General features: G+C 69.8%; 23 protein-coding genes. 16 read left to right on the forward strand and 7 right to left on the reverse strand.

Going from position 1 to position 24,833, the window contains the following annotated elements; genetic code table 11:
* Positions 1-10 precede the first annotated feature (10 nt).
* The 10 genes from KY49_RS17705 (at position 11) to KY49_RS17750 (ending at position 7,841) form a co-directional block, all read left to right on the forward strand.
* Entirely contained in the window at positions 11-724 is a 714-nt protein-coding gene (locus KY49_RS17705; protein WP_042585950.1) for a nicotinate-nucleotide adenylyltransferase, read from the forward strand.
* Positions 725-728: 4 nt separating this feature from the next.
* Positions 729-1,175, forward strand: coding sequence for a ribosome silencing factor (rsfS, locus tag KY49_RS17710; protein ID WP_042585951.1), 447 nt, complete (start codon positions 729-731; stop codon positions 1,173-1,175).
* Between the two features lie 19 nt (positions 1,176-1,194).
* The gene (gene rlmH, locus KY49_RS17715) at positions 1,195-1,665 is read left to right on the forward strand and encodes a 23S rRNA (pseudouridine(1915)-N(3))-methyltransferase RlmH (RefSeq protein ID WP_042585952.1); all 471 of its coding nucleotides are present in this window, start codon (positions 1,195-1,197) and stop codon (positions 1,663-1,665) included.
* 51 nt (positions 1,666-1,716) lie between these two features.
* Positions 1,717-2,349: a Maf family protein gene (locus tag KY49_RS17720; protein WP_042585953.1), complete on the forward strand. Its 633-nt coding sequence runs from the start codon at positions 1,717-1,719 to the stop codon at positions 2,347-2,349.
* Positions 2,350-2,357: 8 nt separating this feature from the next.
* Positions 2,358-3,827: a ribonuclease G gene (rng, locus tag KY49_RS17725; protein ID WP_042585954.1), complete on the forward strand. Its 1,470-nt coding sequence runs from the start codon at positions 2,358-2,360 to the stop codon at positions 3,825-3,827.
* A gap of 85 nt (positions 3,828-3,912) precedes the next feature.
* Positions 3,913-4,311 (forward strand): hypothetical protein, encoded by a 399-nt coding sequence (locus tag KY49_RS17730; protein ID WP_042585955.1) that lies wholly within the window; start codon positions 3,913-3,915, stop codon positions 4,309-4,311.
* Positions 4,312-4,384: 73 nt separating this feature from the next.
* Complete coding sequence (locus tag KY49_RS17735; RefSeq protein ID WP_010091129.1) at positions 4,385-4,720, forward strand: YggL family protein; 336 nt, start codon at positions 4,385-4,387, stop codon at positions 4,718-4,720.
* A gap of 301 nt (positions 4,721-5,021) precedes the next feature.
* Complete coding sequence (locus tag KY49_RS17740) at positions 5,022-5,981, forward strand: PRC-barrel domain containing protein (protein WP_042585956.1); 960 nt, start codon at positions 5,022-5,024, stop codon at positions 5,979-5,981.
* A complete protein-coding gene (locus KY49_RS17745; RefSeq protein WP_042585957.1) occupies positions 5,978-7,240 on the forward strand; it encodes an MFS transporter in 1,263 nt (420 codons plus the stop codon). The genes KY49_RS17740 and KY49_RS17745 overlap by 4 nt, the downstream gene beginning before the upstream one ends.
* Before the next feature lie 40 nt (positions 7,241-7,280).
* The gene (locus KY49_RS17750; protein ID WP_042585958.1) at positions 7,281-7,841 is read left to right on the forward strand and encodes an FUSC family protein; all 561 of its coding nucleotides are present in this window, start codon (positions 7,281-7,283) and stop codon (positions 7,839-7,841) included.
* Positions 7,842-7,902: 61 nt separating this feature from the next.
* Here the strand turns inward: KY49_RS17750 and KY49_RS17755 are convergent, their stop codons facing one another.
* A complete protein-coding gene (locus tag KY49_RS17755) occupies positions 7,903-8,283 on the reverse strand; it encodes an RcnB family protein (RefSeq protein ID WP_042585959.1) in 381 nt (126 codons plus the stop codon).
* Between the two features lie 105 nt (positions 8,284-8,388).
* Entirely contained in the window at positions 8,389-10,170 is a 1,782-nt protein-coding gene (gene msbA, locus KY49_RS17760; RefSeq protein ID WP_042585960.1) for a lipid A export permease/ATP-binding protein MsbA, read from the reverse strand.
* Between the two features lie 178 nt (positions 10,171-10,348).
* On the opposite strand from msbA, the gene KY49_RS17765 reads away from it, so the two are divergent.
* From KY49_RS17765 to KY49_RS17775, 3 genes are all read left to right on the forward strand, one after another.
* On the forward strand, positions 10,349-11,101 hold the full coding sequence (locus tag KY49_RS17765) for a glycosyltransferase family 2 protein (protein ID WP_042585961.1): 753 nt from the start codon (positions 10,349-10,351) through the stop codon (positions 11,099-11,101).
* A 131-nt stretch (positions 11,102-11,232) separates the two neighbouring features.
* Positions 11,233-12,075 carry a glycosyltransferase family 2 protein gene (locus KY49_RS17770; protein WP_042585962.1) on the forward strand — a complete coding sequence of 281 codons (843 nt, stop codon included), beginning with the start codon at positions 11,233-11,235 and terminating at the stop codon, positions 12,073-12,075.
* 133 nt (positions 12,076-12,208) lie between these two features.
* Entirely contained in the window at positions 12,209-13,489 is a 1,281-nt protein-coding gene (locus tag KY49_RS17775) for an O-antigen ligase family protein (protein ID WP_042585963.1), read from the forward strand.
* A 41-nt stretch (positions 13,490-13,530) separates the two neighbouring features.
* On the opposite strand, the gene KY49_RS17780 is transcribed toward KY49_RS17775, so the two are convergent.
* Both KY49_RS17780 and dnaE read right to left on the reverse strand, forming a co-directional pair.
* The gene (locus tag KY49_RS17780) at positions 13,531-14,706 is read right to left on the reverse strand and encodes a glycosyltransferase family 9 protein (protein ID WP_042585964.1); all 1,176 of its coding nucleotides are present in this window, start codon (positions 14,704-14,706) and stop codon (positions 13,531-13,533) included.
* 139 nt (positions 14,707-14,845) lie between these two features.
* Positions 14,846-18,379: a DNA polymerase III subunit alpha gene (gene dnaE, locus KY49_RS17785; protein WP_042585965.1), complete on the reverse strand. Its 3,534-nt coding sequence runs from the start codon at positions 18,377-18,379 to the stop codon at positions 14,846-14,848.
* 233 nt (positions 18,380-18,612) lie between these two features.
* On the opposite strand from dnaE, the gene KY49_RS17790 reads away from it, so the two are divergent.
* Positions 18,613-19,476, forward strand: a complete 864-nt coding sequence (locus KY49_RS17790) for a sulfurtransferase (RefSeq protein WP_042585966.1) — start codon at positions 18,613-18,615, stop codon at positions 19,474-19,476.
* A gap of 22 nt (positions 19,477-19,498) precedes the next feature.
* The gene (gluQRS, locus tag KY49_RS17795; protein ID WP_042585967.1) at positions 19,499-20,395 is read left to right on the forward strand and encodes a tRNA glutamyl-Q(34) synthetase GluQRS; all 897 of its coding nucleotides are present in this window, start codon (positions 19,499-19,501) and stop codon (positions 20,393-20,395) included.
* 168 nt (positions 20,396-20,563) lie between these two features.
* Here gluQRS and KY49_RS17800 read toward each other — a convergent pair whose 3' ends face one another.
* The 3 genes from KY49_RS17800 to purT all read right to left on the reverse strand — a co-directional run bounded on the left by KY49_RS17800 (position 20,564) and on the right by purT (position 24,045).
* Positions 20,564-22,102 (reverse strand): DEAD/DEAH box helicase, encoded by a 1,539-nt coding sequence (locus KY49_RS17800; protein ID WP_308411194.1) that lies wholly within the window; start codon positions 22,100-22,102, stop codon positions 20,564-20,566.
* A gap of 278 nt (positions 22,103-22,380) precedes the next feature.
* Positions 22,381-22,761, reverse strand: coding sequence for an MliC family protein (locus KY49_RS17805; protein ID WP_010091116.1), 381 nt, complete (start codon positions 22,759-22,761; stop codon positions 22,381-22,383).
* 69 nt (positions 22,762-22,830) lie between these two features.
* Complete coding sequence (purT, locus tag KY49_RS17810; RefSeq protein WP_042585969.1) at positions 22,831-24,045, reverse strand: formate-dependent phosphoribosylglycinamide formyltransferase; 1,215 nt, start codon at positions 24,043-24,045, stop codon at positions 22,831-22,833.
* A 228-nt stretch (positions 24,046-24,273) separates the two neighbouring features.
* Between purT and KY49_RS17815 the strand changes: the two genes are divergently transcribed.
* A complete protein-coding gene (locus tag KY49_RS17815) occupies positions 24,274-24,819 on the forward strand; it encodes an META domain-containing protein (RefSeq protein ID WP_042585970.1) in 546 nt (181 codons plus the stop codon).
* Positions 24,820-24,833 lie beyond the last annotated feature (14 nt).

Consider the following 24,833-nt stretch of genomic DNA (forward strand, 5'->3'; position numbering starts at 1 on the left):
GGGACACGCTCTGAAAAACACCACCCGCCCCGCCCCGCTGCCGCGCCCGCTCTTGCGGCGCATAGGCCTGCTGGGCGGCACGTTCGACCCGATCCACGACGGTCATCTCGCGCTCGCCGGCCGCTTCGCCGCCGTGCTCGGCCTAACCGAGCTCGTGCTGCTGCCCGCCGGGCAGCCGTACCAGAAGCGCGACGTGTCGGCCGCCGAGCATCGCCTGGCGATGACGCGCGCCGCCGCGCAATCGCTCGCGCTGCCGGGCACGACGGTCAGCGTCGCGACCGACGAGATCGAGCACGCGGGGCCGACCTACACCGTCGACACGCTCGCGCGCTGGCGCGCGCGCGTCGGCCCGGACGCGTCGCTGTCGCTGCTGATCGGCGCGGACCAGCTCGTGCGGCTCGACACCTGGCGCGACTGGCGCCGGCTGTTCGACTACGCGCACATCTGCGTATCGACCCGCCCCGGCTTCGATCTTGGCGCGGCGCCGCAGGCGGTCGCGCAGGAAGTCGCCGCGCGGCAGGCCGGCGCCGACGTGCTGATGGCCACGCCGGCCGGGCGCCTGCTGATCGACACGACGCTCGCGTTCGACATCGCCGCGACCGACATCCGCGCGCACCTGCGCGAATGCATCGCGCGCCGCGCGCAAATGCCCGACGCATCGGCCGAGCACGTGCCGCCTGCCGTCTGGGCCTATATTCTTCAACATCGTCTCTACCAATCCTGAATCCATGGATATCCGCAAACTGCAGCGCGTCATCGTCGACGCCCTCGAAGACGTCAAGGCACAAGACATCAAGGTCTTCAACACGAGCCACCTGACCGAGCTGTTCGACCGCGTGATCGTCGCGTCCGGCACGTCGAACCGCCAGACCAAGGCGCTCGCGTCGAACGTGCGCGACAAGGTCAAGGAGGCCGGCGGCGACGTCGTCAGCTCCGAAGGCGAGGACACCGGCGAATGGGTGCTGGTCGACTGCGGCGACGCGGTCGTGCACATCCTGCAGCCCGCGCTGCGCCAGTACTACAACCTCGAGGAAATCTGGGGCGACAAGCCGGTGCGCATGAAGCTCGGCGGCGGCAAGGCCCCGAACGGCGCGGCAGCGCAGGCCGAAGACGACGACGAAGACGAGGAAGAAGTCGCCCGTCCGGCGCGCAAGACGCCCGCCCGCCGCCGCTGAGTCGTCACGCCTCGTCCCGATGAAGCTCTTCATCGTCGCGGTCGGCCACAAGATGCCCGGCTGGATCGCATCCGGCTTCGACGAGTACACGAAGCGGATGCCGCCCGAGCTGCGCATCGAGCTGCGCGAGATCAAGCCCGAGCTGCGCTCCGGCGGGCGCAGCGCCGAAAGCGTGATGGCCGCCGAGCGGCAGAAGATCGAGGCCGCGCTGCCAAAGGGCGCGCGGATCGTCGCGCTCGACGAGCGCGGCCGCGACTGGACCACGATGCAGCTCGCGCAGGCGCTGCCCGGCTGGCAGCAGGACGGCCGCGACGTCGCGTTCATCATCGGCGGCGCCGACGGGCTCGACCCGGCGCTCAAGGCGCGCGCCGACCTGCTGCTGCGCATCTCCAGCATGACGCTGCCGCACGGGATGGTGCGGGTGCTGCTCGCCGAACAGCTTTACCGGGCGTGGAGCATCACGCAGAATCACCCCTATCACCGCGCATGACGCGTCGTCCTCGCGACGCGCGCGCCGCGCGCCCCACGAGATAACGACACCATGCCGTCCAGCGTTTCCCGCGAACTCTTCCCGACCCTTTACCTCGCTTCGCAAAGCCCGCGCCGCCAGGAACTGCTGCAGCAGATCGGCGTGCGCTTCGAACTGCTGCTGCCCCGCCCCGACGAGGACGCCGAGGCGCTCGAAGCCGAGCTGCCCGGCGAATCTGCCGACGACTACGTGCTGCGCGTGACCGTCGCGAAGGCCGACGCCGCGCGTGCGCGCCTGGTCGCGAGCGGCAAGCCCGCCGCGCCGGTGCTCGTCGCCGACACGACCGTGACGATCGACGGCGCGATCCTCGGCAAGCCCGCCGATCCCGCCGACGCGCTCGCGATGCTCACCCGCCTCGCGGGGCGCGAGCACGAAGTGCTGACCGCGGTCGCCGTGGTCGACGCGGGCGGCGCGCTGCTGCCGCCCGCGCTGTCGCGCTCGTCGGTGCGCTTCGCGGCCGCGCCGCGCGACGCGTTCGCGCGCTACGTCGAGACCGGCGAGCCGTTCGGCAAGGCCGGCGCGTACGCGATCCAGGGGCGCGCGGCCGAATTCGTCGAGCAAATCGCCGGTTCCCATTCAGGTATCATGGGTCTGCCCCTTTTTGAGACTGCAGCATTGCTGCGCGCCGCGCGCGTCGACTTCTGAATCCCGCCATGAACGAAGAAATCCTGATCAACATCACGCCGCAGGAAACGCGGGTCGCACTCGTCCAGCAAGGCGCGGTGCAGGAGCTTCACGTCGAGCGCACGCTGTCGCGCGGACGCGTCGGCAACATCTATCTCGGCAAGGTCGTGCGCGTGCTGCCCGGCATGCAGTCGGCGTTCATCGACATCGGGCTCGAGCGCGCGGCGTTCCTGCACGTCGCCGACATCTGGCAGCCGCGCCTGAACGGCGAACCGCACACGAGCGCGCCGCATCAGCCGATCGAAAAGACCGTGTTCGAGGGCCAGACGCTGATGGTCCAGGTCATCAAGGACCCGATCGGCACGAAGGGCGCGCGGCTGTCGACGCAGGTCAGCATCGCGGGCCGCACGCTCGTCTACCTGCCGCAGGAGCCGCACATCGGCATCTCGCAGAAGATCGAGAGCGAGGCCGAGCGCGAGGCGGTGCGCGCGCGCCTGACCGCGGTGATCCCGGCGGACGAGAAAGGCGGCTACATCGTGCGCACGATCGCCGAGGACGCGACCTCCGACGAGCTGGCCGGCGACGTCGCCTACCTGCGCAAGACCTGGGCGACGATCGTCGGCCAGGCGCAGCGGCTGCCGGCGACGAGCCTGCTGTACCAGGATCTCGACCTCGCGCAGCGCGTGCTGCGCGATTTCGCCAACGACGACACGTCGCGCATCCAGGTCGATTCGCGCGAAACGCACCAGCGGCTCGCCGAATTCGCGGCCGAGTTCACGCCGGCCGTGAGCCCGAAGCTGCACCACTACACCGGCGAGCGGCCGCTGTTCGACCTGTACAACATCGAGACGGAGATCCAGCGCGCGCTGTCGCGGCGGGTCGACCTGAAGTCGGGCGGCTACCTGATGATCGACCAGACCGAGGCGATGACGACGATCGACGTGAACACGGGCGGCTACGTCGGCGCGCGCAACTTCGACGACACGATCTTCAAGACCAACCTCGAGGCCGCGCACACGATCGCGCGGCAGCTGCGGCTGCGCAACCTCGGCGGGATCATCATCATCGACTTCATCGACATGGAGAACGCCGAGCATCGCGACGCGGTGCTCGCCGAGCTGAAGAAGGCGCTCGCGCGCGATCGCACGCGCGTTACCGTCAACGGCTTCTCGCAGCTCGGGCTCGTCGAGATGACGAGAAAGCGCACGCGCGAATCGCTCGCGCACGTGCTGTGCGAGCCGTGCCCGACCTGCCAGGGCAAGGGCCAGGTGAAGACGTCGCGCACCGTGTGCTACGACATCCTGCGCGAGATCCTGCGCGAGTCGCGGCAGTTCAATCCGCGCGAATTCCGCGTGATCGCCGCGCAGCAGGTGATCGACCTGTTCCTCGACGAGGAATCGCAGCATCTCGCGATGCTGATCGACTTCATCGGCAAGCCGGTGTCGCTGCAGGTCGAGTCGAATCTGAGCCAGGAGCAGTACGACATCGTGCTGATGTGACGCACGGCGCGATGCCCTGTCGACACCCCGCCCCGCGCGGGTTGGTTACAATCCCGCGCTGAGTCCGCACACGGGTAACCGCGCCATGAAGTCCATCATCGCATCCACATCATTCGTCGCCGCGCTCGCGTTCGCGAGCGTGCCGGCAACGGCCGAAACGCCGGCCGCCGGCGACGCGTCGCAGCAATCGTGCGCGATCGCGACCGTCACCGGTGTCGGCGGATCCGCGCAAAGCCTGCGCGAATACCTCGCGACCCCGGAAAAGTATCGCTACCTCGCCGACAATCCGCTCGACTGCAAGGTCTCCGAAGACAGCCGCACGTCCGGCTGCACCGGCGTCACGTATCTTCGGCACGAGCGGGTCAGCGTCTACGACGACAGCGACGCGCAGACGCTGGTCGTGGTCGCGCGCGTGGAGCTCGAGCGCGGAACCTACCCGGTGATCATCTCCGTGCCCAGGAAGGATGTGCAGTGCGTAAAGTAAAGTGAAGTGAACGCACGCGCTCCCGCCGCACGAAGCCTCTTTTTTCCATCCCTACAGCATTCAATCAAGCACCATGAGCAAGCAACACAACCGCCGCCAGCGCAAGAAACTCCACATCGGCGAATTCCAGGAGCTGGCCTTCTGCGCATCGGCCCAATACCGCACCGAGCTGAGCGACCTCCAGCGCGGCGAACTGATCGACGCATTCATCGACTTCGTCGAGGCGAACGGGCTGCTGACCGTCGCGTCCGCGGACGAAGGCATCAGCGCCTACGTGATTTCCGGCGCGCCGCGCGGCACGACGACCGACGCGGACCGCGAATCGGTTCGCGGGTGGCTCGAGGCCCGGCCCGAACTGGCCGACGTCGCCGTCAGCGACTTCACGGACGCCTGGTATCCGGAGGCGTAAGCCTTCGCGCGTGCGTCGCGCGAATCGACGCACACGCGCCCCGGGCCGGCCGCTGCGGCGCCATGTCGCATGGTCCGGCACGCCGGCCTTCCGGCTCCGGTCGCCGCGATGCGGCGACGCCCGCGCGAGCGCCGCCGCACGCGGCTCTCACGCGCCGATTCGCGTCGATCGCCCGCCGTTCTTCGGCCTCTCCCGCGAGACACGGTAAACTCTCCCCTCGCGTGGTGCGCCGCACGCACCCGCCTTCCATCGCCAGCCGCGTGCCTCCGGGCCCGCCCCCGACCCTTGGAGTGAGTTTTCAATGAGCGGCGGATATCCGCTTCACGCGTCCCGCATGTCATTCCCGTCCACGACGCTCTTCCCGATCCTCGCCGCCGCCGTGCTGCTGTCCGGCTGCGGGCTGCTGCCGACCCAGAACCCGCCCGCGCCGATCAGCGAGGCGCTCGTCGAGCCGGTCGAGGAAACCGCCGGCGAACCGCTGACGATGCCGCCCGTGCCCGCGCCGGTCCGGCCGGAAGCCGAGGCGCCGAAGAAGCCGCAACGCGAAGTCGCGCGGCCGAAGCCGGTCCAGCGTCCGGAATCGCCGCCGCCGGCGCCGCCCGCGCCGGCCCCGCTCGTCGCGACGCGCACGCTCGACCGCAACGAGGTCCACGCGCTGCTCGACAGCGAGGTGCGGCGGCGCGGCGGCAAGGTGATCGGCCGCGCGGTCGACATGGTGACCGACCCGAGCGGCAAGCCGCGCGAGATGATCGTCAACCTGCAGGGCTTCATGGGCGTCGGCGACCGCAAGGTCAGCTTCCCGTGGAGCGTGTTCCGCTTCCTGCCGGGCGGCAAGCGCGAGCCGATCGTGCTCGACGTGCCGTCGGGCGAGCTGCCGCCGGCCGCCCGGCCGAAGGCGGTGCCGCTGTCCGGCTCGTCCGCCGCGTCGCCGGCCACGCGCCTGCCGATGCTCGACAGCGACGTCGAACGGCCGAACGGCACGAAGATCGGCCGCGTCGTCGACGTGCTGATCGACCGCGACGCGCAACCGCAGGCGGTCGTGCTCGACCTCGGCGGGCTCGTCAACACGGATCGCCGCTCGATCGCCGCGAACTGGGCCGCGCTGCGCTTCGTCACGCGCGACAAGACGCTGCGCCCGCAGCTCGACCTCAACGACGCGCAGATCAAGGCGTCGCCGCCCTACGCGGCAGACAAGCCGCTCGTCGCCGTCTCGCCGCCGCCCGCCCCCGCGCCGGCCTCGTCTGCGGGTGCCACGCGATGACGATCCACCAGACCGTCAGCGTGCGCAGCCTCCGGGCGCTCGACTGGCTCAACTTCTTCGTGGCAAACGTTCAAACGGGCTTCGGTCCGTTCATCGCGTCGTACCTCGCGTCGCACAAGTGGACGCAGGGCGAAATCGGCATGGTGCTGTCGATCGGCACGATCAGCGCGATGGTGAGCCAGGTGCCGGGCGGCGCGGCCGTCGACGCGCTGAAGAACAAGAAAGGCGCGGCCGCATGGGCGATCGCCGCGATCATCCTGTCCGCGGTGCTGCTGGCCGCCAGCCCGACGATCGTGCCGGTGATCGCGGCCGAGGTGTTCCACGGCTTCGCGAGCTGCATGCTGGTGCCGGCGATGGCGGCGATCTCGTTCTCGCTGGTCGGCCGCGCGGACCTCGGCGACCGGCTCGGCCGCAACGCGCGCTGGGCGTCGATCGGCAGCGCGGTCGCGGCGGGCCTGATGGGGCTCACCGGCGAATACTTCTCCGCGCGCGCGGTGTTCTGGCTGACCGCCGTGCTCGCGCTGCCCGCGCTGTTCGCGCTCGCGATGATCCAGCCGACCCATACGGTGATCCCGCACGTCGGCGCCAGGCACGACGACAAGGACGACGGCGAGGAGCGCGAGACGCTGCTCGAGCTGCTGCGCGACCGGCGGATGCTGACCTTCGCCGCGTGCGTCGTGCTGTTCCACCTGTCGAACGCGGCGATGCTGAACCTCGCGGCCGGCGAAGTGACGGCCGGCATGGGCGAGAACGTGCAGCTCGTGATCGCCGCGTGCATCATCGTGCCGCAGGCGATCGTCGCGATGCTGTCGCCGTGGGTTGGCCGCTCCGCGCAGCGCTGGGGCCGCCGGCCGATCCTGCTGCTCGGCTTCTCGGCGCTGCCGGTGCGCGCGCTCTTGTTCGCCGGCGTGAGCAGCCCGTACCTGCTCGTGCCGGTGCAGATGCTCGACGGCATCAGCGCCGCCGTGTTCGGCGTGATGCTGCCGCTGATCGCCGCGGACGTCGCGGGCGGCAAGGGCCGCTACAACCTGTGCATCGGCCTGTTCGGCCTCGCGGCGGGGATCGGCGCCACCTTCAGCACGGCCGTGGCCGGCTACATCGCCGACCATTTCGGCAATGCGGTCAGCTTCTTCGGGCTCGCCGCGGCCGGCGCGCTCGCGGTGCTGCTCGTGTGGCTCGCGATGCCCGAAACGCGCGTCGAGAACGGCGACGACCAGGCCGAGGCGTCCGCCCCCGCGTCGCCCGAACAGGCGCACTGACGCCGGGCGCCCGCGTCACCCGATTCATGGCAGCCAGACGATGAATACGCTCAGGACACTCAACGAAACCCGGCAGCAGATCCAGCAGTCGGTCTTCGACCTGTTCAAGGGGCTGTCGCTGCGCCAGCGGCTCGCGCAAGGCGGGCTGATGGCGCTGCAGGCCGTCTGCGGCGCGTGCCTCGCCTACGGCATCGGCCGCGCGCTGCACACCGAGCAGGCGGTCTGGGCCGCGATCACCGCGATCGCGGTCACCCAGCACAACTACGCGGACACGATGTCGCTGTCGCGCGACCAGTTCGTCGGCGCGATGGTCGGCGGCGTGCTCGGCTTCGCGGGCGCCGCGCTGGGCGGCGGCCACGACATGCTCGCCTATGCGATCGCGGTCGCGGTCGTGATCGTCTGCTGCTGGTGCCTGAACGTCGGCAGCGCGGCGCGGCTCGGCGGCGTCACCGCGACGATCGTGATGCTGTTTCCGGGCAGCGGCCCGCTGTGGGACATTCCGCTCGTGCGGCTCGGCGAGGTGACGCTCGGCACGGTGTGCGCGCTCGGCGTGTGCTGGGCGACGTCGAAGATCGAGCGGCGCTGGCTGGCGCGCACGTAGCGCGGCAATGGGGAAGGAAGGTTTCGCCGGACGCTGGCACGCCCGGCTCAGCGAGCGGCGCTTACGGCCCGACTCGCAGCACGACGCCCGAGCCGATCTGCACGAGCAGGTAGTCCCCGCCGATGCCGACCCAGTGATAGCCGCGCGGCGGCGCGCTCAGGCGATAGCCGCGCCAGTCGTCGACCACGTACTGGCGGTCGCGGAATTCGTCCGGCAGCCGGTCGCCCTTGTGCCATTCGCGGTGCGGCTCGTCCGCCCAGCGCGGCGGCGCATCGTCGCCGCGCCGCATCTGGCCGGGCGGCATATGCTTCGGTCCATGACCATGCTTCATCCCGGGGCCGCCGTGGTGGCCATTCCCGTCCTCGTCCTGGGCCATCGCGAGCGGCGCCGTGAAAGTCGCCGCGATCAATGCGACAAACATCATGCGGTGCGTCATCTTCATGCGTTTCCTCCGTGTTGTTCGGTCGAATGAAACGACTGCGGACTGCGCAGTGAAGACTATCACGCCGGCGTGACGGCAGACGCGCGGCGGCTCGCCGCGCGCCCGTCAGGCCGCCTGTTGCTGGTACTGGATGCGGTGCAGGTGAGCGTACAGGCCGCCGTGTCGCAGCAGTTCGTCGTGGGAGCCCTCTTCGGCGATCTTGCCGGCCTCGAGCACGAGGATGCGGTCGGCGCGCTCGATCGTCGACAGCCGGTGCGCGATCACGAGCGTCGTGCGGCCTTCCATCAGCCGCTCGAGCGCCGCCTGCACGTGGCGTTCCGATTCGGAATCGAGCGCCGACGTGGCTTCGTCGAGGATCAGGATCGGCGCGTCCTTGTAGATCGCACGCGCGATCGCGAGACGCTGGCGCTGGCCGCCGGACAAGCGCATCCCGTTGCCGCCGACGACCGTGTCCAGCCCGTCGGGCATCGCTGCGACCGCGTCCGCGAGGTTCGCCGCCTCGAGCGCGGCCTGCACGCGCGCGCGATCCGGCGTCTGTCCGTAGGCGACGTTCGCGGCGATCGTGTCGTTGAACAGCACGACGTCCTGGCTCACCATCGCCATCTGGCTGCGCAGCGCATGGATGTCGTAGTCGGCGATCGGCACGCCGTCGAGCAGAACCGAGCCGCCGGTCGGATCGAAGAAGCGCGGCAGCAGGTTCACGAGCGTCGTCTTGCCGCTGCCGGACGGCCCCGCAAGCGCGACCATCTCGCCCGGCGCGACCTTGAACGAGATCCGGTCGAGCGTCGGCCGCTCGGCCGCGCCGTAGTCGAACGTCACGCCGCGGAACTCGATCTCGCCGCGCGCGTGCGGCAGCGGCCGGCCGCCGCCCTGCGGCTCGGCCGGCTCGTCGATCAGGCCGAAGATCAGCTCGGCGGCCGTCATCCCGCGCTGCAGCGGCTGGTTCACGTCGATCAGGTGCTTGAGCGGCGAGATCACCAGCAGCATCGACGTCACGAACGCCACGAAGCCGCCGACCGTCGTCTGGTCGTTCGACGATTGAACGACCGCGATCGTGATCACGACCGCCAGCGCGATCGACGCGAGAAACTGCGTGATCGGCTGCGCGAGGCCGCCCGAGACCGTCATCCGCATCGCATAGCCGCGCAGGCGCTTGCTCATCGCGGTAAAGCGGTCGATTTCGTACGGCTCGCCGTTATGCACCTTGACGACCTTGTAGCCGCCCACCGTCTCCTCGACGATGTACGACAGGTCGTTGGTGAGCGTCTGGTGCTCGCGGTTCAGGCGGCGCAACCGGCGGTTGATCTTGCTGACGAGCCAGCCGATGCCCGGCAGGATCACCGCGACGATCAGCGTGAGCCGCCAGTTCAGGTAGAACAGGTAGCCGAGCAGGAAGATCACCGTCATCGAGTCGCGCACGAGCGTGACCATCACGCCCGTCAGCACCGAGAGAATCTGGTTCACCTCGAAGACGATCGCATTGATCACCGTGCTCGCGGTCTCGCGCTGGAAGAACGACGCGCTCGTATGGATCATTCGCTGGAACATCTCCAGGCGCAGCTGCAGCAGGATGCGGTTCGATACGTAGCTGAGCAGGTAACCCGACGCGTACTGCGACACGCCGCGCACGAGCGCGAGGCCGATCACCGCGACGGGCACGTACCACTTCGCGCGGTCGCTGCCGTGCGCGCCGAAGCCGTGGTCGAGGAGCGGCTTGAGCAGCGCCGGAATCCCGGCCTCCGTCGCCGCGACGACGCCCATCGTGACGACGGCGAGCAGCACGATGCCGACGAGCGGCTTGATGTACGGCCACAGGCGCTTGAAGACCGTGACCGGCGACGTGCCGCCGGCGTTCAGCGATTTGCGAAGAGTGTTCTGGGTTTCCAAGGCAATCCTTCTTGAGCCGCGGCGCGGCGCCCGGGCGGGTTTCGACCGGCACTCCGACCCCGCCGGGCGGGTGCCGAAAAGGCCCGATATTATAGCCGCACACCCTTGCCGGCACGGCCGGCCTCCGGGCCGCGGGTATACTGCCGCTCACCGTTCCACCCGCAGTTCCGACGATTTCATGGCAGAACCCACCCTCGGCGTCGCTCTCATCGCCCTCAACGCGTCCGCGCGGCTCGCCCAATGCCTCGATGCGCTGGCCTTCGCCGACGACATCGTCGTGATCGACGGCGGCAGCACCGACGACACCGTCGCGATCGCGCAGGCGCACGGCGCGCGCGTGATCGTCGCGCGCGACTGGCCCGGCTTCGGCCCGCAGAAGAACCGCGCGCTCGACGCGCTGGCCACCGACTGGATCCTGTCGCTCGACACCGACGAGATCGTCAGTCCCGAACTCGCGCAGTCGATCCGCGCCGCGATCCGGACGCCGGCCGCGCAGGTCTACGCGCTCGACCGGCTGTCGAGCTTCTGCGGCCAGTGGGTCCACCACAGCGGCTGGTATCCGGACTGGGTGCCGCGCCTGTTCCGCCGCGGCAGCGCACGCTTCTCCGACGATCTCGTGCACGAGCGGCTCGTGTTCGACACGCCCGCGCAGCGCCTGTCCGGCAAGCTGATGCATTACTCGTACGAGGATTTCGAGACCGTCGTGCGCAAGCTCGACGCGTACTCGACGGCCGGCGCGCGCCAGCGCCGCGCGGCCGGCCAGCGCGGCGGCTTCGGCAAGGCGCTCGCGCGCGGCGCGTGGGCATTCCTGCGCACCTACGTGCTCCGGCGCGGCTTTCTCGACGGGCGCGCGGGCTTCATGATCGCGGTCTTCAACGCGGAGACCGTCTACTACCGCTTCCTGAAGCTCGGCCACGAGCCGGCGCGCTGACGCCGGCTCATCCGCCGCTGCGCCGCCGGCGGCGCCCGCCCCGCCCGGCGTTACAATGCCGGCCTGCCCGCGCGGCGCGCATGCCGACGAGGCCGCGCCGCCCGACACGACGACCACCGAATCCGACCGCCATGTTCTCCATCATCATCCCGACCTGGAACAACCTGCCGTACCTCAAGCTTGTCGTCGACAGCCTGCGCCGCCACTCCGCGCACGAACACCAGATCATCGTGCACGTGAACGACGGCTCGGACGGCACGCTCGACTGGGTGCGCAGCGAAGGCATCGAGCACACGGCGTCGCCGGCGAACATCGGCATCTGCCACGCGGTGAACCTCGCCGCGGCGCGCGCGACGCGCGACTACGTCGTCTACATGAACGACGACATGTATTGCCTTCCCGGCTGGGATGCCGCGCTCGTGCGGCGCATCGAGCAGATGCCGACCGACCTGTTCATGCTGTCCGGCACGATGGTCGAGCCGGTCGACACGCGCAACCCGTGCGTCGTCGTCGGCGATTTCGGCCGGGACGCCGAGCATTTCGACGCGGCGGGACTCGTCGCGGCCGCGCCGAAGCTCGCGCGCGCCGACTGGCTCGGCTCGACCTGGCCGCCCACGCTCGTGCACCGCGACTGGTGGAACCGCATCGGCGGCTACAGCAGCGAGCTGTCGCCCGGCATGAGCAGCGACAACGACTTCTCGATGAAATTCTGGGACGCCGGCTGCCGGATCTTCCTCGGCGCCGGCGACAGCCTCGTCTACCACTTCCAGCAGAAGAGCACCGGCAAGATCGTCAAGAACGACGGACGCCGCCAGTTCCTCAACAAATGGGGGATGACGCAGGCAACCTTCGACCGCTACTACCTGCATCGCGGCGAACCGGCCGGCACGCGCGTCGCGCTCGATACGCCGCCTGTCGCCGGTGGCCTGAAACGCGCGCTGCTGCGCTCGAGGATCAAGCGGGCGTTCAGCTGATCCGGCCCCGTCGACCGTCCGGAAACGCCCGGCGGTTCGCGTATACTTCGCGGTTTGGCCCGGCCCCGCTGCCGGGACGCACGGCGGGCGGCACCGTGATGCGTGCCGCCACCGGCCCAACCGACAGGTTCCGATGCTATCGTTTTCCGCCCCCGCGCCGCGGCGCCTGACCGCCGCCCGCGCATTCGCCGTCGCCGCGCTGTGCATGGTGCCCGTGTCGACCGCGCTGACCAACGTGTTCTGCGCGCTGTTCGCGGTCGCGCTCGTCGTCACGCCCGAGTTCTGGCGCAATCTGCGCTCGTTCGTCACCCACCCCGCATCGCTCGCTGCGCTGCTCGTGCTCGCCGCGCTGACCGCGAGCGTCGCGTATACGGTCGCGCCGCACGACAAGGCATGGAGCTGGGTTGCGAAATACGACAAGCTGCTGTTGCTGCCGTTTGCGGTGATCGCGTTCCGCCGTGCGGCGAACTGGGCGCCGATCGTGCGGCGCTGCTGGTTCGGCACGCTGTGCGTGATCCTCCTGCTGTCGACGACCAACTATCTCGGGCTGACCGCGATCGGGCCCGCGCACGCGGCCGACTTGCCGGTCTCGCGCGCATGGGTGTTCAAGAACCACATCGCGGCCGGCATGTTCGGCGCGCTGCTGTTCTACCAGGCGGCCGATCTCGCGCTGTCGGCGCGCACGGCGCTGACGCGCGCCGCCTGCGCGGGCATCGCCGCGTGGTCGCTCGCATACGTGTTCGTGATGCTGCAGGGACGCACGGGCCAGCTGATCGCACTGCTGCTGATCGGCGTCGTCGCGGTGCGCCTGCTGCTCGTGCTGCGCAGGCAGTCGCCGCTGCGCGCGGGCCTCGCGGCGGGCGCGTTCGTCGCGGCGGCCGTGCTCGCCGTCGCCGTGGGCACGCCCCACGGCGGGCGACTCGCGCAGGTCGCGTCCGAAGTGCGGGAATACCGGCAGAACGATGCCGTCACGTCGACCGGGCTGCGGCTCGAGTGGTACAAGAAGGGGCTCGAGCTGTATCGCGCGCGGCCGGTGATCGGCTACGGCGCGGGCGGCCTCGAGTTCGAATTCCAGAAGCTGGCGGCCGGCAAGAGCGCCGCCGAAGGGCAGCTCACGTCGAATCCGCACAACGAATACCTGCTGATGGCCGTCCAGCTCGGCACGCTCGGCCTGCTGCTGTTCGTCAACCTGATCGTGCAGATCGCGCGCGGCAGCCTCGCGCTCGATCCGCGCTCGCGGCACCTGCTGCTCGCGTGGCTCGCGATCTTCACGATCGGCAGCGTCGCGAATTCGCTGCTGCTCGACTTCGCAGAAGGCCACCTGATCGTGCTGCTCGCGGGCATCCTGCTCGGCTGTGCCGAGCGCGGCGAGTCGCTGCCGCGCGAGACGTCGGCGATCCGGCACAACACTTAGCGCCGGCTCACGTCACGCGCGGGCTCGCGCCGCCGCGCGATTCAGTTCGATTCGGCGCGCCGCAGCCGCGACGTGTCGACAACCGCCGCCGCATCCGGCCCGCTCAGCCCGAGCATTTCGGCCGCCGCGGCCTTCACGCGCTGCGCGCCCAGGTTGACGAGGCAGTCGCTGCGGCTCTCGACGTGGCGCTCGCATCCCTCATGCCGGCACGGCACGCAATCGCCTTCGCCCTGCAGCAGCCAGACGTTCCCGTGCCGCCCCGAGCCGCGCAGCGGCCACGGGTTCTCGGTCGCGGGCCAGTGCTGCGGCCACGGCCCCCAGCGCACCGGATCGGACGGCCCGAACAGGGCGATCGTGTCGGTGCCGGTCGCCGCGGCGACGTGCGTTGCGCCCGTATCGGGACCGATGAACAGCCGCGCGCGCCGCACGAGTTCCGCGCTCTCGCCGAAGGTCAGGCGGCCGACGAGATTCAGCACGTCCCCGCCCGCCTCGGCCGCGACCCGCGCCGCATACTCGCGCTCGCCGTCGGCCGGACCACCCGACAGCGCGACCGCGAAGCCGTGCCCGCGCAGCCAGTCGATCATCTCGACCCAGCCGTCGAGCCGCCATTGCTTGTAGCGGAACATCGGATACGGATGCAGGACGACGAGCGGCTTGCCGTCGCGCACCGCGGGCGACTCGGCGAGCAGCGCGTCGAAACGGGCGCGCCGCGCGGGGTCGTCGCCGATGCCGGGCGCGACGACCTCGGAAACCGGCTCGATGCCGATCACGGGGGCGAGCGCGAGCGTGCTGACGACGGTATGCGCGGATTGGTGGTGGTTGATCGCGATCCCGTTCAGCATCATCCGCGTCAGCCACGTGACGCGCTCGGGATCGACGAGGCCGACCCGCTTGCGGCCCGCGAACCAGCTATAGAAGCGCGGCCGGTCGGAGCTCAGCGCCGCGCACGCGAGATCGTAGCGACGCCACATCGACAGCGCGTCGCGCAGTCGCTCGCGAAACCCGGCGCGCTGCGCGACCACGATCACGCGGCGCACGTCCGGGTTGTGCTCGAGCACGCCCTCGGTGCCGCGAAACACCAGCATGTCGATCTGCGCGTCCGGCCAGCGGGCCTTCAGCGAGCGCACGAGCGGCGTCGTCAGCAGCACGTCGCCGATGCGGCGCGGCGCGGCGACGAGGATGGTTCTGGGCGGGCGGGCGGAAGAAAACAGGGCCACGGCAATCGTTCCGTCTAGCTGGCAAACAAAGCCGGCAATGTACAGGATTTTGCGCCTGCCGGCGCGGGGTGGTAGGCGGCGGCCGGCGCCGGTGCGACGGGGCCGGCCCGCGTCGCGCGGCCGGCACCCGGCCGCGCGCTCAGTAGGTGATCTCGACCACGCTGCCGCTGAACGCCGCACGCAGCTCGGCCAGCAGCGTATCACTCGGCTTCACGCGCCACGCTTCGCCAAGGCGCATCTCGCCTTGCGCGCGCGCATTGCTGTAGTGGATCTGGACCGCGAGCCCGTTCGGCAGCGGCGCCTGCTGCCGGCGGCCGCCGTCGCGCCCGCCGCCGCGCGGCGCGGGCGCTTCGACGGCGTTCGCCGCGGCCGGATCGGCCTTCGACACGTGCGGCTCGAGCACGCGACGCAGCACGGCTGCATCCGCACTGCCGTTCATCGTCACACGCACGGCCTGCGCATAGCGGCTGCGCGCACGCTCGAGATCCATCACGGTATCGGCCGTGAAGCGGATGCCGCCCGTGAACGCATCGTTGCGCGCCTGCCCCTGCACGATCAGCAGCTCGTCTTCCTTGAACAGCGCCTTGTTCGCCTCGAACTGCTCGTTGAAGATCGTGATCTCGCACTGGCCGGTGCCGTCGTCGAGCAGCGCGATCAGCATCTTGCCGCGCTGGGTCATCTGCGTGCGCAGCGACGCGATGATGCCGGCCACGACCTTGTCGCGCCCCTCCTTCAGCTCGCCGACCTTCTGGCGCACGAACCAGCGCACCTCGTCGCGATACGCATCGAACAGGTGGCCGGACAGGTAGAAGCCGAGCGCGCCCTTCTCTTCCTGCAGGCGGCGCTTGTCGTCCCAGGCCGGCTCGTCGACGAGCGCATGCGCATGCGGCGACTCGGCGCCCATGTCGAACAGGCCCGCCTGCATCGCATTCGCCTCGGCCTGGTCGGCCGCTTCCATCGCGAGCGGCACCGACGCGAGCAGCTGCGCACGGTTCGCGTTCAGCGAATCGAACGCACCGGCGCGAATCAGCGCCTCGATCGTGCGGCGGTTCACGACGCGCCGGTCGATCCGTTCGCAAAAGTCGAACAGGTCGGCGAACGGCTTCTCCTCGCGCGCGCGCAGGATTTCCTCGATCGCGTTCTGGCCGCTGCCCTTCACCGCGCCGAGCCCGTAGCGGATCGTGCGCGAGCGCTTGCCGTCGGCTTCCGCGACCGGCTCGAACCGGTAATGCGACTGGTTGATGTCCGGCGGCAGCACGGCCAGGTTGTTCACGACGCAATCGTCGAACAGGATCTTCACCTTGTCGGTGTCGTCCATCGCGAGCGTCATGTTGGCCGCCATGAATTCGGCCGGATGGTGCGCCTTCAGCCACGCGGTGTAATACGCGAGCAGCGCGTAGGCCGCCGCGTGCGACTTGTTGAAGCCGTAGCCCGCGAACTTCTCCATCAGGTCGAAGATCTCGTCGGACTTCTCGCGGGACAGGCCGTTCTTCGCGGCGCCCGCGGCGAAGATCTCGCGATGCTCGGCCATCTCCTCGGGCTTCTTCTTGCCCATCGCGCGGCGCAGCAAGTCCGCGCCGCCGAGCGAGTAGCCGCCGATGATCTGCGCCATCTGCATCACCTGCTCCTGATAGACCATGATACCGTAGGTCTCTTTCAGGACGGGTTCGACGCGCGGGTCCGGATAGTCGACCTTCTCGCGGCCGTGCTTGCGGGCGCAGAAGCTCGGGATCAGGTCCATCGGGCCCGGACGGTACAACGACACGAGCGCGATGATGTCCTCGAAGCGGTCCGGCTGCGCGTCCTTCAGCATGCCCTGCATGCCGCGGCTTTCCAGCTGGAACACGGCGACCGTGTTGGCCTTCTTGAGGATCTGGAACGACGCGGCATCGTCGAGCGGCACCTGCGCGAGCGACCAGTCGGCCTTCGACGGATCGAGGCGGCGGATATAGCGCTCCGCCCAGTCGAGGATCGTCAGCGTCGTGAGGCCCAGAAAGTCGAACTTCACGAGGCCGACCGCTTCGACGTCGTCCTTGTCGTACTGGCTGACGACGCCGCCGTCGTCGCCCTGCGTGTAGAGCGGGCAGAAGTCGGTCAGCTTGCCGGGCGCGATCAGCACGCCGCCCGCGTGCATCCCGACGTTGCGCGTCAGGCCCTCGACGCGCTGCGCGAGGTCGAGCAGCTGGTGCACTTCGTCCTCGTGGTCGTAGCGCTCCTGGAGCTGCGGCTCCTCCTTCATCGCGTCGGCGATCGTCACGTGCTTGCCCGGCTTGAACGGGATCAGCTTCGCGACGCCGTCGGTGAACATGTAGCCGAGGTCGAGCACGCGGCCGATGTCGCGCACGGCCGCCTTCGCGGCCATCGTGCCGAACGTGGCGATTTGCGACACCGCGTCCGCGCCGTACTTCTCCTTCACGTACTGGATCACGCGATCGCGGCCGTGCTGGCAGAAGTCGATGTCGAAGTCGGGCATCGACACCCGCTCCGGGTTCAGGAAGCGCTCGAACAGCAGGTTGTAGCGCAGCGGATCGAGGTCGGTGATGCCGAGCGCGTAGGCAACGAGCGAACCCGCGCCCGAACCCCGGCCCGGCCCGACCGGCACGCCGTTGTTCTTCGCCCAGTTGATGAAGTCGGCAACGATCAGGAAGTAGCCCGGGAAGCCCATCTTCGTGATGGTCCCGCACTCGAATTCGAGGCGCTTGTAATACGTGTCGCGCTGCGCGTCGCGTTCGGCTTCGTCCGGATACAGCTGCACGAGGCGCTTCTCGAGCCCCTCCTTCGACAGCTGGATCAGGTAGTCGTCGAGCGACATGCCGTCCGGCGTCGGGAACAGCGGCAGCTTCGGCTTGCCGAGCTCGAGCGTCAGGTTGCAGCGCTTCGCGATCTCGACGGTGTTCGCGACCGCGGACGGCAGGTCGGCGAACAGCGCGGCCATGTCGTCCTGCGTGCGGAAGTACTGGTCGGTCGTGAAACGCTTCTGGCGGCGCGGATTCGCGAGGATGTCGCCTTCCGAAATGCACACGCGCGCCTCGTGCGCGGTGAAATCGTCGTCGGTCATGAACTGCGTCGGATGCGTCGCGACGACCGGCAGCTTCAGCTCCGCGGCGAGCGTCGCCGCCTGCTGGATGTACGCCTCGGCGCCCGGCTGGCCATAGCGCTGCAGCTCGATGTAGAAGCCGCCCGGGAACACCTTCGCCCAGCGCTGCGCGTGACGGCGCGCGGCCTCCTCGTTGCCGGCCGCGAGCGCGAGGCCGATGTCGCCCTGCTGCGCGCCCGACAGGGCGAGCAGCCCTTGCGCGAGCTCGCCGTCAAGCCAGCTCGCGTCGAGTTCCGCGCGGCCGCGGTACTGGTTCGTGAGCCACGCCTTCGACAGCAGCTCGCAGAGATTCAGGTAGCCGCGCTTGTCCTTGACGAGCAGCAGCAGCCGCGACGGCTTGTCGCGATCGTCGGGATTGGCGATCCAGACGTCGCAGCCGGCGATCGGCTTGATGCCCTTGCCGCGGGCTTCCTTGTAGAAACGGACGAGGCCGAACGCGTTGCCGAGATCGGTGAGGGCGAGCGCGCCCTGGCCGTCCGCGGCCGCCGCCTTGACGATGTCGTCGAGACGCACGATGCCGTCGGCAATCGAGAATTCGGAGTGAACGCGAAGATGGACGAAGCGGGGATCTGACATGGGCGCTATTGTAGCCGCCCCGCCGCGCGGGCTGCCCAAAAAATCCCCCCGCTGGCCGTTCGGCCGATGCCCGCGACCGTGCGCCGCGCCGTTGGCCGAACGGCGGAATGCCGGCCGGCGCGCGGTTTGCGGGATAATACGGGTTTTCGAATCCGCCGCCCGGCTTCGCACCCTTTTTTGCAAGCCTCCGTGCGACCGTCGCACGGCCGCGGCCGCTCTCTCGTTCGACCACCATGAGTATCGTCAATCTCGCCGCCTACCACTTCGTCTCGCTCGACGCGATCGAACAGTGGCGCCCGCTCGTCACCGCCCGCTGCAACGAACTCGGCCTGCGCGGCACGATCCTGCTCGCGCCGGAAGGCATCAACCTGTTCATCGCCGGCCCGCGCGAAGCGGCCGACGCGTTCATCGACTACATCCGCCACGACCCGCTGTTCGAAGGCAAGTTCGCGACGCTGCAGTTCAAGGAAAGCCTGTCCGACGCGCAGCCGTTCCGCCGCATGCTCGTGCGCCTGAAGCGCGAGATCATCACGATGAAGAAGCCGGCGATCAAGCCGGAGCTCGGTCGCGCACCGTTCGTCGACGCGCGCACGCTGAAGGCCTGGCTCGACCGCGGCCACGACGACGCGGGCCGCCCGGTCGTGATGCTCGATACGCGCAACGCATTCGAGGTCGACGTCGGCACGTTCGACAACGCGCTCGACTACCGCATCACCAAGTTCAGCGAGCTCCCGGACGTCATCGAAGCGAACCGCGCGGACCTCGAAGGCAAGACGATCGTGTCGTTCTGCACGGGCGGCATCCGCTGCGAGAAGGCGGCGATCCACATGAAGGACGTCGGCATCGACAACGTGTACCAGCTCGAAGGCGGCATCCTCAAGTATTTCGAGGAAGTCGGCGGCGCGCACTATCACGGCGACTGCTTCGTGTTCGACTATCGCACCGCGCTGAACCCGCAGCTCGAACCGACCGCGAACGTCACCTGCTTCGCGTGCCGCGCAGTCGTCACGCCGGAACAGCAGCAATCGCCGGCTTACGTGGCAGGCCAGTCCTGCCCGGCCTGCCTGAACGCCGCCAGCGACGTCCGCGCGGCGTAAGCGCGTTCCGGCCCGCCCATCGATGAACGGCTATCGCGGCCGCTTCGCGCCGTCGCCGACCGGGCCGCTGCATTTCGGCTCGCTCGTCGGTGCGCTCGCGAGCTGGCTCGACGCGCGCGCGCACGGCGGCGCATGGCTCGTGCGCGTGGAGGACATCGACGGGCCGCGCACGGTGCCCGGCGCGGCCGAGGACATCCTCGCGACGCTCGCGCATTTCGGCATGACGCCGGACGAGCCGCCCGTCTGGCAGAGCACTCGCGAGGCCGATTACGCGGCCGCGCTCGAGCGGCTCAAGGCGGCGGGGCTCGTCTACCCGTGCGGCTGCACGCGCAAGGAAATCGCCGATTCGCTGCGCGCCGCGCACGAACGCCACACGACGCTCGCCTACCCGGGCACCTGCCGATCGGGCCTGCACGGCAAGCCCGCGCGCGCATGGCGGCTGCGCGTGCCGGACGGCGACGCCGCGATCGTCACGTTCGACGATCGCTGGCAGCACACGCAATCGCAGAATCTCGCCACCGAGGTCGGCGACTTCGTGCTGAAACGCGCGGACGGCCTGTGGGCCTACCAGCTCGCGGTCGTCGTCGACGACGCCGATGCGGGCATCACGCACGTCGTGCGCGGCGCCGACCTGCTCGACTCGACCGCGCGGCAGATCTACCTGCAGCGCTGCCTCGGCGCGCCGACGCCGTCGTACCTGCACGTGCCGGTCGTCGTCGACGCGAACGGCGAGAAGCTCAGCAAGCAGACCGGCGCGATCGCGCTCGAACGCGACGATCCGCTGCCCGCGCTGCAAGCCGCGGCCGCCCATCTCGGCCTGGCGCCCGACCACGGCGCGCTGCCGGGCGCAACGCTCGACGCGTTCCTCGCAGCGGCAACGGCCGCGTGGGCGCGGCGCTTCGGGCCTCGGGCGAACTAGCTCGCGCGCCGACGCGGGCGTCGCCCTGCGCCGCCGCAATCGATCCGGCACCGATTCTCAGCGATTCCGGGACGGCCTTGCGCCCCCGCAAATGAAAAACGGGCACATGCTGCCTGCATGCGCCCGCCTTGCCGCGACCTTTCGATCGCGGCCGATCGCTTGTTACGCTTACGCCGACGGCTTGCGCGGCATCCCGAACCCGCCGAGCAGCGCAGCCACCTGGCGCTTCGGCCCCTTTTTCTCGTGCGGCGCGGGCTTCGCCTCTTCCGGCTGCTTCGCCGACGCCGACGGCTCGTACGGCTTCAGGAAGAAATCGTCGATCGGCGCCTCGTGGCGGCGATGATGGCCGCGCTCGGCGCCGGCCGGGCGACGCCCCGCTGCGCCGCGATGCTCGTCGCGCTCGCGCCGGCCGCCGCGTTCGCCGCCACGCTCACTGCCGCGCTCGTCGTGACGGTGCCGCGCCGGCTTGTCGATCGCCAGCGTCTGCACCTCGAGCGGACGCTTGATCAGCTTTTCGATGTCGGCGAGCTGCTTGCGCTCATTCGGGCTGCACAGCGACAGTGCGTCGCCGGTCGCACCCGCGCGGCCGGTACGGCCGATCCGGTGCACGTAGTCTTCGGCATTGAACGGCAGGTCGAAGTTGATCACGGCCGGCAGCTCGGCGATGTCGAGGCCGCGCGCAGCCACGTCGGTCGCGACGAGCGCCTCGATTTCGCCGCGCTTGAACGCGTCGAGCGCCTGCATCCGCTCGATCTGCGTCTTGTCGCCGTGGATCGCCGACGCGACCACGCCGTCGCGCTCGAGGTTGCGCGCGAGCCGGCTCGCGCCGATCTTGCTGTTGCAGAACACGATCACCTGCTTGAGCCCGCGACTGCGCAGCAACTGCACGACGGCCGCCTGCTTGTCGCCCTCGGCGACGTCGTAGACGATCTGCGTGACGTTCGCGTTCGTCGAGTTGCTGCGCGCGACCTCGATCGTCTGCGGGTTGCGCAGGTAGGTCGACGCGAGCTTCTTGATTTCCGGCGAGAACGTCGCCGAGAACAGCAGCGTCTGGCGCTCCTTCGGCAGCAGGTTCAGGATGCGCTGCAGGTCCGGCAGGAAGCCCATGTCGAGCATCCGGTCGGCCTCGTCGAGCACGAGCATCTGCACCTGCCCGAGGTTCGCGGTCTTCTGCTGCACATGGTCGAGCAGGCGGCCCGGCGTCGCGATCAGGATCTCGACGCCGCGGCGCAGCTCGGCCATCTGCGGGTTCATGTCGACGCCGCCGAACACCACCGCGCTGCGCAGCGGCGTGTGCTTCCCGTACGCATGCACGTTCGCGGCGACCTGGTCGGCGAGCTCGCGGGTCGGCGTGAGGATCAGCGCGCGCACCGGGTGGCGCGCGGGCGATGCGCTCGTGTTGGCCTGCGGCAGCAGGCGCTGGAGGATCGGCAGCGAGAAGCTCGCGGTCTTGCCGGTGCCCGTTTGCGCGGCGCCCATGACGTCGCGGCCGGCGAGCACGACCGGAATCGCCTGCGCCTGGATCGGCGTCGGCGTCGTGTAGCCCTGCTCCGCAATGGCTTTCAGGATGTCGGCGGCAAGGCCGAATTGATCGAAGGTTGCGTCGACTGGCTTGGCGACAGAATCGGACATGGTGGCGTTTCGCTCAAAAGGCGCGGCGGGGACATCACGCGTCAGCTCGGCCCGGCGGGCCGCTGCGCAAATCACATTTCGGAAGTAGACGGAGCCGCGGCGCGCCGCGCGGCGCCGCTCTGGCGCGATGGACCATCAGGGCCCAGGGCCGTGCGGACTCCGTCCGGCGCGAATGCCGGCGGAAAGGGCCGTATTGTAGCACTGCGCGGCGACGTGTCCGTGACAGCCGGGCGCAGCGGTCAAACCGGGCATTCAAACCCGGCGTTCAGGCGCCGCGGCCGGCGCAACGGTCCGCAGGCAGGTTCGGTCCGGATTCGGCCGGGAGTCCTCCCCGGCAAACCGCCCCGCTCGCATCACCCCTTCTTCTTTTTCTTCTCGACCTGCACGCAATCGGACAGCAGCGGCGGCGCCTTCTCGTCGGCAATCTCGTCGCGCAGCGTCGCCTCCTTGCCCTTGGTCCACCACGTATAGCGACCGGCCTGGTAGCGCACGCCGGACGCCGACACGGTGTCGACGAACAGCAGCCGCTGGCCGTTGACCGGCACGAGCGCGAAGCTTTGGCCGTTGCCGGCGAGCCAGTACGACACGCGCACCGGCTGCTTCTGGTTCGCGCACTGGTAGACGGCGTTCTGGCGCGCGTCCGCGTCGATCTCCTCGACGGTCAGCTGCGCGGCCTGCGCAGCGGAAACGGACAGTCCGGCCAGCGCGAGCGCGGCGAGGGTTTGACGAATCATGCAGGTCCTCTCACGAGACGTTGTTGCGAGCAGGCGCGCCCGCGCGGGCGCGCCGGTGTTCGCGCGGCGTCAGCGCCCGGAAACGGGCTTGACGGCCGCGGCGGCGCGCTTCGCGCGGTCGCGGGCTTCGTCGATGTCGGCGCCGGTCGCGAGCGCGACGCCCATGCGCCGCTTCGCGAAGCTCTCCGGCTTGCCGAACAGGCGCAGGTCGGCGCCCGGCACCGCCAGCGCGTCGCGCACGCCCTCGAACGCGATGCCGCGCTCGTCGAGCTCGCCGTAGATCACCGCCGAGGCGGCCGGCGAACCGAGCGCCGGATCGACCGGCAGGCCGAGGATCGCGCGCGCGTGCAGCTCGAATTCCGACTGGCGCTGCGACGCGAGCGTGACGAGGCCCGTGTCGTGCGGCCGCGGGCTCACTTCGGAGAACCACACTTCGTCGCCGCGCACGAACAGCTCGACGCCGAACAGCCCGCGCCCGCCGAGCGCCTCGGTGACCTTGTGCGCGATCTCGCGCGAACGCGCGAGCGCCGCCGCGGACATCGGCTGCGGCTGCCACGACTCGACGTAGTCGCCCGCGACCTGCACGTGGCCGACCGGCTCGCAGAAATAGGTTCGCGTGTCGCCGCTGGCCGGATCGATCGCGCGCACCGTGAGCTGCGTGATCTCGTAGTCGAAATCCACGAAGCCCTCGACGATCACGCGCCCGTGATTCACGCGCCCGCCCGCCAGCGCGTACTGCCACGCGGGTTCGACGTCCGCTTCGCTGCGCACGACCGACTGGCCCTTGCCCGACGACGACATCACCGGCTTCACGACGCACGGCATGCCGATCTTCGCGACGGCGGCCCTGAACTCGTCGAACGACTGCGCGAACGCGTACGGCGACGTCGGCAGGCCCAGCTCCTCGGCGGCGAGCCGGCGGATGCCCTCGCGGTTCATCGTGAGCTGGGTCGCACGCGCGGTCGGGATCACCTCGGCGATGCCTGCTGCCTCGATCGCCGCGAGCGCATCGGTCGCGATCGCCTCGATCTCGGGGACGATCAGGTGCGGACGCTCGGCCTCGACGAGCGCGCGCAGCGCATCGGCGTCGGTCATGTCGATCACGTGCGCGCGGTGCGCGACCTGGTGCCCGGGCGCGTCCGGATAGCGGTCGACTGCGATCACCTCGATGCCGAGCCGCTGCAACGCGATGATGACTTCCTTGCCGAGTTCGCCGGCGCCGAGCAGCATGACGCGCGTGGCCGAGGACGAAAGCGGCGTACCGAGCCGCTGACCGATCTGCATGTGATTTCCCGCTTCTGGTTGGAGGTCGAAAACGACTGCGATGCTACCACGCGCATCGACGCCGGTCCGGCCGCATTCGGGCCGCATTCGGGCCGGTTTCGCGTCGCCGCGCGCGACGCGCCGGCGGGCCGAGAACGTTTTCGTGCGCGCACGGTCGCCTCGCCTGACGCGACGCGAGTGCGTTACTCTTACGCCTTGTTCAGAACCCGATGATGAGGAACGAGGCTCATGTCCCAACCGATCGCAGCCGCACGCACGCGCACCCGCCCGTTTCGCCCGTTGCGCGCGCCGCTCTGCGCTTTGACGCTTGCCACGCTTCTCGCTGCCTGCTCGATGCCGACGCACCCCGACGCCAGCGCCCCCGCGCCCGATCCGTTCAATCCCGCCGCCGTCCAGCTGCTCGACGACACGAGCTGGGAGCTCACCGGCTGGCAGAACGCCGACGGCACGCCGCGGACGATCCCGCACGGCGACAACGGCGAGCCGATCAAGCTCGCGCTGTCCACCGAGTCCGGCGTGCGCCGCGCGAGCGGCTTTTCCGGCTGCAACCGCTACATGGGCACCTACGACGTGAAGAACGGCGTGCTGAGCTTCGGCCCGCTCGCGGGCACGCGAATGGCCTGCGCCGGCACGCTCGGCGGCCAGCTCGAACGCGCGTACCTCGACGCGCTCGCGCACGTCGCGAAGGCCGGCGTGCAGATGCGCGCGCCGCAGCAGCTGCTGCTCGTGACCGACGGCGGCGCGACGCTGACCTTCACGCGCCGCGGCCCGTAATGCGGCGGCCCGCG

It is taken from the genome of Burkholderia sp. MSHR3999 (assembly GCF_000833595.1).
Taxonomy (GTDB): domain Bacteria; phylum Pseudomonadota; class Gammaproteobacteria; order Burkholderiales; family Burkholderiaceae; genus Burkholderia; species Burkholderia ubonensis.